Annotated in this window: 11 protein-coding genes and 2 tRNA genes; 6 read left to right on the forward strand and 7 right to left on the reverse strand. The window is 41.4% G+C overall.

From position 1 onward, the window contains the following. Position 1 precedes the first annotated feature (1 nt). The 4 genes from ISP07_RS20220 to nudE form a co-directional block, all read right to left on the reverse strand. Positions 2–75: transfer RNA gene (locus ISP07_RS20220), tRNA-Met, on the reverse strand. Between the two features lie 135 nt (positions 76–210). Then, positions 211–287, reverse strand: a tRNA-Met gene (locus ISP07_RS20225). Between the two features lie 138 nt (positions 288–425). After that, complete coding sequence (gene cysQ / locus ISP07_RS20230) at positions 426–1,223, reverse strand: 3'(2'),5'-bisphosphate nucleotidase CysQ (protein ID WP_054554872.1); 798 nt, start codon at positions 1,221–1,223, stop codon at positions 426–428. After that, positions 1,216–1,788 (reverse strand): ADP compounds hydrolase NudE, encoded by a 573-nt coding sequence (gene nudE / locus ISP07_RS20235; protein WP_171037179.1) that lies wholly within the window; start codon positions 1,786–1,788, stop codon positions 1,216–1,218. Before nudE ends, cysQ begins: the two co-directional genes overlap by 8 nt. A gap of 61 nt (positions 1,789–1,849) precedes the next feature. Here nudE and yrfG point away from each other — a divergent pair, with 61 nt between their 5' ends. After that, positions 1,850–2,506 (forward strand): GMP/IMP nucleotidase, encoded by a 657-nt coding sequence (gene yrfG, locus ISP07_RS20240; RefSeq protein WP_054554874.1) that lies wholly within the window; start codon positions 1,850–1,852, stop codon positions 2,504–2,506. On the opposite strand, the gene ISP07_RS20245 is transcribed toward yrfG, so the two are convergent. Then, positions 2,507–3,127 carry a dUTP diphosphatase gene (locus ISP07_RS20245; protein ID WP_209328694.1) on the reverse strand — a complete coding sequence of 207 codons (621 nt, stop codon included), beginning with the start codon at positions 3,125–3,127 and terminating at the stop codon, positions 2,507–2,509. Positions 3,128–3,247: 120 nt separating this feature from the next. On the opposite strand from ISP07_RS20245, the gene ISP07_RS20250 reads away from it, so the two are divergent. Continuing rightward, positions 3,248–3,877: a peroxiredoxin-like family protein gene (locus ISP07_RS20250; protein WP_209328695.1), complete on the forward strand. Its 630-nt coding sequence runs from the start codon at positions 3,248–3,250 to the stop codon at positions 3,875–3,877. Between the two features lie 32 nt (positions 3,878–3,909). Here the strand turns inward: ISP07_RS20250 and ISP07_RS20255 are convergent, their stop codons facing one another. After that, entirely contained in the window at positions 3,910–4,278 is a 369-nt protein-coding gene (locus ISP07_RS20255) for a YacL family protein (RefSeq protein ID WP_138602657.1), read from the reverse strand. Positions 4,279–4,400: 122 nt separating this feature from the next. Further along, positions 4,401–4,625, reverse strand: coding sequence for a hypothetical protein (locus ISP07_RS20260; RefSeq protein WP_054554878.1), 225 nt, complete (start codon positions 4,623–4,625; stop codon positions 4,401–4,403). Between the two features lie 259 nt (positions 4,626–4,884). Between ISP07_RS20260 and uvrD the strand changes: the two genes are divergently transcribed. From uvrD to ISP07_RS20280, 4 genes are all read left to right on the forward strand, one after another. Then, positions 4,885–7,050 carry a DNA helicase II gene (gene uvrD, locus ISP07_RS20265; protein ID WP_209328696.1) on the forward strand — a complete coding sequence of 722 codons (2,166 nt, stop codon included), beginning with the start codon at positions 4,885–4,887 and terminating at the stop codon, positions 7,048–7,050. Further along, on the forward strand, positions 7,028–9,097 hold the full coding sequence (locus ISP07_RS20270) for a GNAT family N-acetyltransferase (RefSeq protein WP_209328697.1): 2,070 nt from the start codon (positions 7,028–7,030) through the stop codon (positions 9,095–9,097). The genes uvrD and ISP07_RS20270 overlap by 23 nt, the downstream gene beginning before the upstream one ends. Then, positions 9,060–10,181 (forward strand): ABC transporter substrate-binding protein, encoded by a 1,122-nt coding sequence (locus ISP07_RS20275; protein WP_209328698.1) that lies wholly within the window; start codon positions 9,060–9,062, stop codon positions 10,179–10,181. The genes ISP07_RS20270 and ISP07_RS20275 overlap by 38 nt, the downstream gene beginning before the upstream one ends. Positions 10,182–10,253: 72 nt before the next feature. Further along, a complete protein-coding gene (locus ISP07_RS20280; RefSeq protein ID WP_138619624.1) occupies positions 10,254–11,102 on the forward strand; it encodes a CZB domain-containing protein in 849 nt (282 codons plus the stop codon). Positions 11,103–11,293 lie beyond the last annotated feature (191 nt).

The following is an 11,293-nucleotide window of genomic DNA, read 5'->3' on the forward strand; positions in this document are numbered from 1 at the left end:
GTTGCGGGAGCCGGATTTGAACCGACGACCTTCGGGTTATGAGCCCGACGAGCTACCAGGCTGCTCCATCCCGCGCCTGAATATTAAGCTTATTTTACTTCTCACTTAATTTAAGAAGTTGGTTGCGGGAGCTGTGAAGGTGAAGAGTGAATGCCTCACGCCGTGACGACGACCTTTATAGTTCCAACATTACACCAATCTTTTAAAAATTGGTTGCGGGAGCCGGATTTGAACCGACGACCTTCGGGTTATGAGCCCGACGAGCTACCAGGCTGCTCCATCCCGCGCCTGTAATCTCTTAGTAACATGAGCATGTTAACGACGCCCTGTTTCAGAGAGAGCGCTATCATATAGCAATAAGATTAGAAATCAAGGGTTATAGTGACAAATTTAACTCAAGCGAACAAAAAGCACACAAAACAAAGTTAAAATGCACGCTGATGAGGACTAATCATTTTTTGCCACTCCCAATCGGGGTGACCCATCACGATAAAATCAGGGTTTTCTGTGCTTTCTCGTTGATTGTAAGTTAACGGATTGAATTCAGCATCGGTAATGCAGCCACCGGCCTCTTCGACAATCACTTGTGACGCACCAGTATCCCACTCACCAGTTGGTCCGATACGTAAAAAGCAATCAGCTTTACCCTCTGCAATAATACAGGCTTTTAATGAGCATGAGCCTAATGCTACCGTCGCAAACTGAGTGTTTAAATACTGACTGACCGCTTCAATTTTTTGCCTGCGGCTTACTGCTAAGGTTAAATTATCGGGTGTTGCTACTGAAATTTGTTGATCTTGGCCATTTTCACGTTTAAATGCGCCATTTTGATAACTTGCAAAATAAGTCACTTGTTTCGCTGGCCAATGAATAACACCCAGCACTGGGCGATTATTTTCAACTAAAGCGATATTGACTGCAAAATCACCGCTTTCAAGTATAAACTCCCCGGTACCATCCATAGGATCAAGCAACCAATAACGGTGCCAATCTTTTCTATCTGCCAGCGCTGGGATCGGTGTTTCTTCTGACATAATTGGAATATCGGGGGCTATGCTCTTCAAACCCGCCATTAATACATCATTTGATGCTAAGTCAGCCTTGGTGACCGGAGTATGATCTGACTTTTGCTCAGCACCAATATCATCCTGCTGATAAATGGCCATAATGGCATCGCCTGCTTGCTCAGCTAACCGAATACACGGTTCTAAAAAATCATTCATTGCCCGCTCCCGACTCTAAGTACTTTGTTAATAATAGCAAAGCTGCGACACTTCGTGCTTCAGTAAAGTCTTCTTGTTGCAATAATGATTGCCAATCAGTTATTGGCCATTTTACAACGACAAGCGGTTCTGGCTCATCACCAGGTAAGGTTTCAGGATAGAGATCTTCAGCATACAAAATATGCATCGTGGCATTAAAGTAACTTGGCGCCATGCTGACTTTTTTTAGTTCAGCGAAATGCTTAGCACCAAAACCAACTTCTTCTTTAAGCTCCCGGTCTGCAGCTTGCTGTGGTGTTTCACCTGGATCAATTAAGCCCTTTGGAAAACCCAACTGATAATCATTGGTGCCTGCACAATACTCTCGCACTAATAACAGTTCGTTATCGGCCGTTACTGGCACTATCATCACTGCACCTCTGCCACCGCCACGAATTCTTTCGTATTGCCTTTGTTCATCATTTGAAAACTTCAATTCGAGAGACTCAACAGTAAATAGTCGACTTTTAGCGACAACTTCATTAGACAAAATTTGCGGTGGTGTAGGATGCTTTTTCTGTGTCATTGGCATTAATTTGCTATCATGGCAGTTATGCTCATCATAAATCTTTTAAAGTGAATTGCCTATGTTAAATTGGTCAAAAATCGATACTGTGTTGTTAGATATGGATGGCACCCTACTCGATTTGCATTTTGATAATTACTTTTGGCTAACCGTTATTCCCGAGCAATATGCGCGTAAACATAAAATCAGTTTAGACGCAGCAAAAGCTGACATTTTACATCGTTATCAACAAGTTCACGGACAAATTAATTGGTACTGTTTAGATTATTGGCAGCAGCAACTTGATTTACCAATTATGGCACTGAAACGTGACATTCAACATTTAATCAGAATTCGTGAAGATGTTCCGCCGTTCTTAACTGAGCTTAGAAAAGCAGGCAAGCAATTGATCATGCTTACTAACGCGCACCCAGATTGTGCCATGTTAAAGTTTGAACATACTGCTATCGATAATTACTTAGATGGGGTGATCTCAACTCACCAATATGGCGTGAGTAAAGAGCATCAACCATTATGGCAACAAGTCCACCAAGAATGGCAGTTTGATAAGGAACGGACTTTATTTGTGGATGACAGCCCCGCCGTGCTAGATGCGGCAAAAGAGTTTGGTATTGGTCATATACTTGCGGTTGCCAACCCTGATAGTCAGCAACCGCATAAGCAGTTCGATGGCTTTTTATCGACCATCGATTTTCGCGAGTTTATACCCGTTAAATAATTACTTCGGGTAACGCTGCTCTAAGCCTTGGTATACAAGTTTTGCAAAATCTGCATGCTCTGTATCTAGGCTTTTTACCACTTCAACTAAGTGCTCGTTATCTTCTTGGCCATTCCACACTTTGATATAACTACCATCTTTGTAGCCATGATCTTGGCGGAAGAAGTTCAAGGTGTTTTTACCAACGTAGCCACGGTATAAGTCATCGATATCCATACCGATTTGCGCCATACAACCTGCAAATGCGGCTGCATTAAAACTCTTTTCAGCAACAGCTGACGCGGCTAACACTTCGAGTGTTTGTTTAAAATCATCGGCTTGAACTGGCGCACTTAACTCAGCTTCTAGTTGTGCAGCTAACTGCTCATAGCTGGTTTCACCATCAATACGTAAAGATAAACCAAAATGGAAAATATCAACTAACTCTAAAATAACTTGTTCTGTATCTGGGGTTTGTTTTTTCCACCACTTCCAGCCGTAGTGATCCAGCATTTCAGCACACTCAACCCAAATTGCACGATACCATTCAAAACCTTGGCTAAACCATTGCTCATGAACTTTAGTATTCATCGCATTTTGCATCTCGAGCATAACAACGAGTTTTTGTAAATTAGCAGACATTCTTTATCCCAACTTGCATTTTCAATTATGTATATACTACAGACAATTTTGTCATTGATGAAATAAAAACACATATGATCAGGTCTGCTTTGCAGTTGATAAAAATAACCGAGGAAGCCTATGTTTAAATCTCTACTCATTAGTGCACTATTTGTACTATCAAGCCACGTTATTGCTGCGACTGCAACCAATATTGCCGAATCAGCAGAGCAAGTTAGCCCATTATTACCCGGCTTAGCAGTGCCAAATATTGAGTTAAAAGATCAATACGGTAAAACCGTCTCACTCGCTGAGCGTTTTAAAGAAAAAACGACTGTGCTCATTGTTTATCGTGGTGGCTGGTGCCCATATTGTTCAAAGCAATTGGCCAATGTCCAAAAAATTGAGAAAGAGCTAGCGGATTTAGGAGCACAGATAATTGCCGTTTCGCCAGATAGTCCTGAAAAGCTCGCTGAATCAAAAATTACTTCACCAAACTATCAATTATTGTCTGACGACAGCCTTTTGTTGGCACAAAAGTTAGGTTTAGCGTTTTACTTAGATGACAAAACAGCAAAGATTTACCGCAACAAACTTGGGGTTAACTTTGTCTCGTTAGAGGGCGAAGTGAAAGTAGCGTTACCCGTACCTGCAGTGTTTGTTATAGACACTAATGGGTTAGTTAATTTTCAATACGCCAACCCAAATTACAAAGTACGCTTAACAGAAGATTTATTACTAGCGGCTGTTAAATCAGTGAGCGAGCAATAAATTAGCAACCGATAAGCAGAATATGCTTCTGCTTATCGGCCTTGTGTAAATTCTTGCCAAGATTCAATTAAATCAACAAAGTCTTCAAAACCACAGCCACTGCACAAGCCTTCTTCTTCAAGCATTAAATCATCATCTTGGTAGGCAACTAAGTCTTCGTTGTCTTGATGTAACGCATGTGCTTCGAACAGCGCTTCGTCTTTACTTAAGATCAAATCAATTTCTTGACCTTGTAAGGTTAAAGGCTCATGACTGCTCTTAACCGCAGAGATCAATGCTTGTACCATCGCGATTTTTTCTTTACCGATTTCTTCGTTTAGCCAACGGCCAATAACTGCATGCTCAGAGGAGATTTTAATGCGTAAACCGCTAATAGGGTCGCGGATAAATTGATATTCCATGGAGGGTACTCTTAATACGTTATCTGCTAATTATAACGATTGCAGCTAAACGTGGCGAGTTTTGTAGCCTTTAAGCAACACGAGCGCCAACATGGCGCTCGTGTTTGTGCTATTAAAAATAGCTAGAGTCGCGATTTGAAGCGCGCAGCATCAATAATCGCCCATAGGTATACGATTGGCAGTAAAATAAAGCCAACTGCAACGTAAATTAGTGCACCACTAATAACCCATGCTAAAAAGAATGCAATAGCCGCCATTAAACGGCCTTGTACCAATTGCCCTAAACCAGGAAAAAAGATATTACATATTGCTGCGATTACATTACCGCCAGAACCTTGCTCTGCCATACTAACCTCTGTAGTTTTTAATGATTATACTTTTAGTAAACACACTTTATGCCAACTTATTATGGCTTACAAATCAAAGTGTTAAAAAGTAGCGTTATTTTGATTTTAGTTTTTTTTGCTAAAAATCGGTCAAATTCACAATTTTCATACTTCAATTTTAATGACTTACCAAAATAGCTGTTTATAAAAACAGTATTTTATTTAGCCTTGCATAAACACCTGTTATACTCCACCCATTATAGATTGAAAAGGCGTAACGATGGACGTTTCTGAATTACTCGATGGCTTAAATGACAAACAACGGGATGCAGTCGCAGCCCCATTGCAAAATATGCTAGTACTTGCAGGTGCAGGTTCTGGTAAAACTCGAGTACTTGTTCATCGCATCGCATGGCTCATGCAAGTTGAGCAAGCTTCTGCATACAGCATCTTTGCGGTAACCTTTACTAACAAAGCCGCGAAAGAAATGCGCACTCGTGTAGAAGAAACCTTAAAAGCACCGGTTGGCGGTATGTGGATTGGTACCTTCCACGGCTTATCTCATCGTATTCTGCGCGCCCATCACCGTGAAGCGAACTTGCCTGAAAGCTTTCAAATTTTAGATTCTGACGATCAACAACGTATGATCAAACGCTTACTTAAAGCGATGAACATAGATGATAAAAAATGGCCAGCAAAACAATTTGGTTGGTATATCAGCGCGAAAAAAGATGAAGGTCTGCGACCTAAAGACATTCAAGCCTACGATATTAATGAGCAGATGATGCTGAAAGTCTATGCTGCATATCAAGAGGCTTGTGACCGTGCAGGTTTAGTCGACTTTGCAGAAATACTGCTGCGCTGCTACGAAGTACTTAAAAACCACCCAACACTTTTACGTCACTATCAACAGCGTTTTGCCCATATGCTGGTAGACGAGTTCCAGGATACTAATACTATTCAGTATGCTTGGTTAAAATTACTCGCAGGTGACACTAACAGTATTATGATCGTAGGTGATGATGACCAAAGTATCTATGGCTGGCGTGGCGCAAAAATTGAGAATATCAAACGCTTTTTAACTGACTTCGAAGCCGAAACCATTCGCCTTGAACAAAATTACCGTTCAACGGCAACAATCTTAAAAGCATCAAATGCGCTGATCAAAAACAATGCTGAACGCATGGGTAAAAGCCTGTGGACAGACGGCAATGATGGTGAGCCTATTTCTGTTTACGCTGCGTTTAATGAGTTAGACGAAGCGCGCTTTGTCAGCAGCAAACTACGTAGCTGGCTAAATGCAGGTAATGCATTACAAGATGCCGCGATTTTATACCGTAACAATGCGCAATCTCGTGTACTCGAAGAAGCGATGCTACAAGAAGGTTTAAAATACCGTATTTACGGCGGTATGCGCTTCTTCGAGCGCCAAGAGATCAAAGATGCACTTTCGTATTTACGTTTAGTGGGTAACCGTCAAGATGATGCTGCTTTCGAGCGCGTTATTAACACCCCTGCTCGCGGCATTGGTGATAAAACACTAAGCCACATTCGTGATTGTGCGCGCAATGAGTCATTGCCACTTTGGTATGCCGCAAAAGCAATTGTAGAGCAACAACACCTATCTGGCCGTGCAGCAAGTGCCGTGACTAAATTCTTAGAACTTGTTGAGCATATCGAAGATAAAATCAGCGATCTCACCTTAGAAGAGCAAGCGAAATATGCCATTCAAACCTCAGGGTTAATGGCAATGTATCAAGCTGAAAAAGGTGAAAAAGGCCGTGCCCGCGTAGAAAACTTAGAAGAGCTCATTAGTGCTTGTGGTCAATACGAACTTCCTGAAGATGAAGAGTTCAGCTCACCACTACAGGGATTTTTGGCTTATACCTCACTAGAATCTGGCGAAGGCCAAGCTGATGAGCACGAAGACGCAGTGCAAATGATGACATTACACTCAGCAAAAGGCCTAGAATTCCCACTGGTATTTATGGTTGGTGTTGAAGAGGGCATGTTCCCATCACAACAAAGTAATGAAGAGTCTGGTCGTTTAGAAGAAGAACGCCGCCTCTGCTATGTTGGTATGACTCGCGCGATGGAAAAACTATATATTAGCCATGCAGAAAGCCGCCGCTTATACGGACAAGAAAAATACCATAGCCCATCACGCTTTTTACGTGAAATGCCTGAAGACTGTATCGAAGAAATTCGTATTAAAACACAGGTTTCAAGACCGCCAGCGGCAGGTCGTTTTAGTCCCTCAGTAACACATGCCGCATTTGAAGATAGCGGCTTTAACTTAGGACAACGCGTATTACACGCCAAGTTCGGCGCAGGAACCGTACTCAATTACGAAGGTAGCGGCGCACAGTCACGTATTCAAGTGAACTTTGATGACCTAGGCAGCAAATGGCTTGTAACACAGTATGCAAGACTTCAAGCCTTATAATGAGTATATAACAGCGCTATGTAATGAGCTGGTGATTGCAAAGCATCGCCAGCTTGTCATTGTGCAAGGCAGCGAAACTTGGTGCTATCAGTTTGCAAACCAATTAGCGCTAAAAAATACCTATGTTTTCAGTAGCAGCTCATTATTAGCAAATAGTGAGTTCCCAAAAAATGCTCACCAAATTCTTGGCCAAGAGTTTCAACACGCAATTTTTGATGGTTTTAGCGGTTTATATGCCGATAAACTCGCCGCGCTTGCCGGTACCGTAAAAGCAGGCGGTGTACTGATATTATTGCTGCCCGATGACGATAAGTGGCAAGACTCAGCACTCACAAGTATCACCTCTTATGGCGAAGAAATTAAACACAGCTTTTTTAATCAGCGCTTTTTCGCCAAGCTAAAATTGCAGCCACATTATTTTACTAAGCACTCGCCTCCTGCTTACCAATCTATTTCGCCAGCAACTGCTGAGATAAATTATCAGCAACAACAAGCATGTGTTGAGCAAATTATTAAAACCGCAACAGGGCGCGCTAATCGTCCTTTTGTGATCAGTGCAGACCGAGGTCGTGGTAAGTCAGCCGCTTTAGGGCTTGCAGCAGCAAATCTTCAAGATAAAAGAATCCTAATTTGCGCCACCCAAGCCAAAGCCGTACAAACAAGCTTTAAACATTTAGCCGCTGAGCTTGGTGTTAGCAAAGAGCAAAACTGTAAGCAACTAGCTAACCTTAGCTATATTGCGCCAGATACACTGCTACATGAAAAACCTGATTGCGATCTGTTATTTGTCGACGAAGCAGCAGCGATTCCGGTTCCTATGCTATTGCAGATCCTAAAAAGTTATCCACGGATCGTATTTGCCAGCACTATGGTTGGTTATGAAGGAAATGGGCGTGGTTACACGTTACGTTTTTTACATTACTTACGTAGCCAATTTAAATCGCTAAAGGCAATTACTTTGGATGAACCTATTCGTTTTGCCAAGTATGACCCCCTCGAAAATAGCCTACGCGAACTATTACTACTCGATGCAAAGTACCTAGATACGCAGAGTGGTAAGTCTTACCAATTTGAAAACATAAGCAAAGAGCAACTCATTGATGATGAGCAGCTGCTTAGCCAAATTATGGCGCTATTGGCGTTGGCTCATTACCAAACCACGGTAAACGACTTACGCCACTTGCTTGATGCCCCAGAGTTACAGCTTTTTATCTGCAAACAAGAAAATGCATTAAAAGCCGTTTGCTTAATTGCTATTGAGGGTGGCTTAACGCCTGAGATTGCAGAGCATGTTATAAGAGGAAAGCGTCGGCCACATGGTCATTTAATGGCGCAAACTCTGACTCAATTAAGCCGAAATACAGAAGATTTGTGTAAACACTCAGCGAGAGTCGTGAGAATAGCTGTTGCACCTGAATGTCATCAGCAAGGTATAGGCTCAGCCCTGTTAAACCACTGCGAAAGCCAATTAAACAATTGTAGTTATTTTGGTGCCAGCTTTGGCGCAAATGCAGCGTTAGTTAAGTTTTGGCAAAGTAATGGCTTTAATGTTGTTAAGCTTGGATTTAGCCATGACAAAGCAACGGCTGAACATGCTGCTTTAGTGATTAAAGCGTTAGATAAGCAAACTTCAGATAGTGCAGCACTGTTAATAGAAGAGTTTAAGCAAGATCTCTCTTTGCAACTCCTTGGTCACTTTAGCTCACTTCCTTGGCAGCTTATTGCAGAGCTATTCAAACGCTTACCAAAAAGTGGCTATTCTCCTGCCTTAGATGCAAGAGCTGAGCGGCTGTTAACTGGTGATATTAACCTCTTCCAAGTACAGCCATTGCTATGGAAAATGATTTGGAGCACACCAATTAGTCTAAATTTATTAGATGAACATACAAAATTCATCCTTATTCGACTAGTATTACAGCAAACCTCTGTAAATAGCTTAATCGAAGAAGCCGGTTTTACAGGTAAAAAAGACTTAGAGTCACAGTTCAAAACCGCAGTGCAAGGTTGGTATGCTCACTATAAATCACTTCAAAATCACAGCCATTAAGTGTTTATGTATTTGTACCTTGCTGCTATCTCAGATAGCTTTAGCTGAACACGCACAGCCTACCATTAAACTCGGCATGTCCACTGCGCTCACTGGACCCGCAAAGCAAATAGGCGAACAACTGGCGTTTGGCAGTAATATTTACTTTAATAAAATCAACAAAGAAAACGGTATTAATGGGCAAAGTATCGATCTGATTTTAGCTGATGATGGTTATGAGCCAAAAAATACAGTTATAAATACCCGCCAGTTTTTATTTGATCAAAAGATCCATGCAATTTTTGGCTCTATGGGCACACCAACAGCCCATGCAATTAAACCTATACTGGATAGGCACCGCATTCCATTTCTAATGCCATTTACAGGCGCTGACTTTTTACATAACAGCTCAATGCCGAATGTATTTAATCTTCGTGCGAGCTACCAAGATGAAGCCAAAGAGCAAATTAACTACCTAGTTAAAGAGCGTAAGCATGAAAAAATTGGTTTAATGATCCAAGCCGATGAGTTTGGTTATATGGTAGAGAGCAATCTCGTTAACGCCCTAAAAATACATGGTATTAAACCTGTAGAAGTCGCACGGTTTAAGCGCAATAGTGATGATATTTCAAAAGCTTTAGCACTTCTAAAAGAAAGTAATGCAACCGCAATTTGTTTAGTCGGCACCTACGAGCCTCTCGCTGAATTTGTTAATGCAGCGAACAAACAAAGCTTCAACCCAGACTATACTTCGGTGTCTTTCGTTTCGAGTCATGATTTATACAAGCGAATTAAACAGCCCGCCAACATTATGGTTACTGAAGTAGTACCTGACCCTAATAACTGTAAAAACCCTTGGTGTAAGCAGTTTATTGAAGATATCGAGCCTTATCACACGAGAGCGAATAGAATTATATTTGAAGGTTATTTGAATGCCGTTGCATTGGTTAGCGCTGCCCAAAGATGCCCAACGCCACTAAACAATCAATGTCTGCTAACCGAGCTAACTCGCCTCTTCACTGACACATCTGAATTCGCTGATTTATTTAATAGTCACAGTGCTGGAAATAATAAAAAAATCTACCGCTCCTATTTCAAAAAGTAATTTTGTAAATCCATCACTAAAAACATAATAATGTTCTATGCTATAAAGACTTAACAAGGCTTTGAGGGAAATATGGATCTGATTAATTTCCGAGTTGGGCACAAGACCATTTCATTAAAAATTCTTGATATTCTTCTAACTGAACGTTATGAGGGTAATTTAACGTCATTGCCCAATGAAAATAAGAGCTTTATCGGGGTCAAAGATTATATGGACACGCCGACCCCCATATTTGATTTGGGGGTAGTTTTAAATAACAGGTCAACATACGAAGTAAATGCCGCGCTTTCAGAATTATTAGTTGAAAGAGAAAAAGAGCACTTAGAATGGCTTAATGTATTAGAAAACAACCTATCTACTGGAACATCCTTCACAAATTCGCTAGATCCAAGTAAGTCCTCATTTAGTCGCTGGTACAAAGATTTCGAGACTGATAATGAAGATCTTAAGAGCATTGTTGCCAAACTTGAAAAGCCCTACCATGCACTACATGTTATGGCTAGCGAACTTTTAGAAGTACGGAAAACACAGTCAAAAGATTCTGTAATTATTTTATTTGAAGAAAAAAAACGACAAACTCTTAATCAGCTAAACCGGTTGTTTGAATCGGCCCGAGAGCAGATAAGCCTTGATTACAAGCCAATCATCATTTTTACAACTAAAGACGGTGTAACACCTCATATAGGGCTTCTGGTCGATAAAGTCGAAGACAATATTAATGTTAAGAAAGAAGATATCAAACCTTTAGAGCAGCTTACCTCTGTTGGTTTTGATGTTGACCCACAAACTAAAAACATGATGCGCGGGCTAATTAAAATGAAGCATAAACACAGCTTACTATTAGACCCAAGCGCCATCTTCCGCCCAGAACACCTCATGCGCCACGAAGCAGAAGAAACCGAAGAGTATGGGCTTTTTTAGCCGCTAGTTAGCAAGTTTGAAAGGGTAAAGTATTAAGTTCTGGCGTAGGTTAGGTAGAGCGCAGCGAAACCAAACACAGAGCTATCAGCTTTCAGCCGTCAGCGATCAGCCGCGTGATCTGACCCCGATAAAGTAGACACAGGGTTTAATTAACTTGTTCGTACTGCATGGGACTTTTATACCCTAGGGTG

Origin of the sequence: Pseudoalteromonas sp. PA2MD11 (genome assembly GCF_017808125.1) — a bacterium.
Taxonomy (GTDB): Bacteria; Pseudomonadota; Gammaproteobacteria; order Enterobacterales; family Alteromonadaceae; genus Pseudoalteromonas; species Pseudoalteromonas simplex.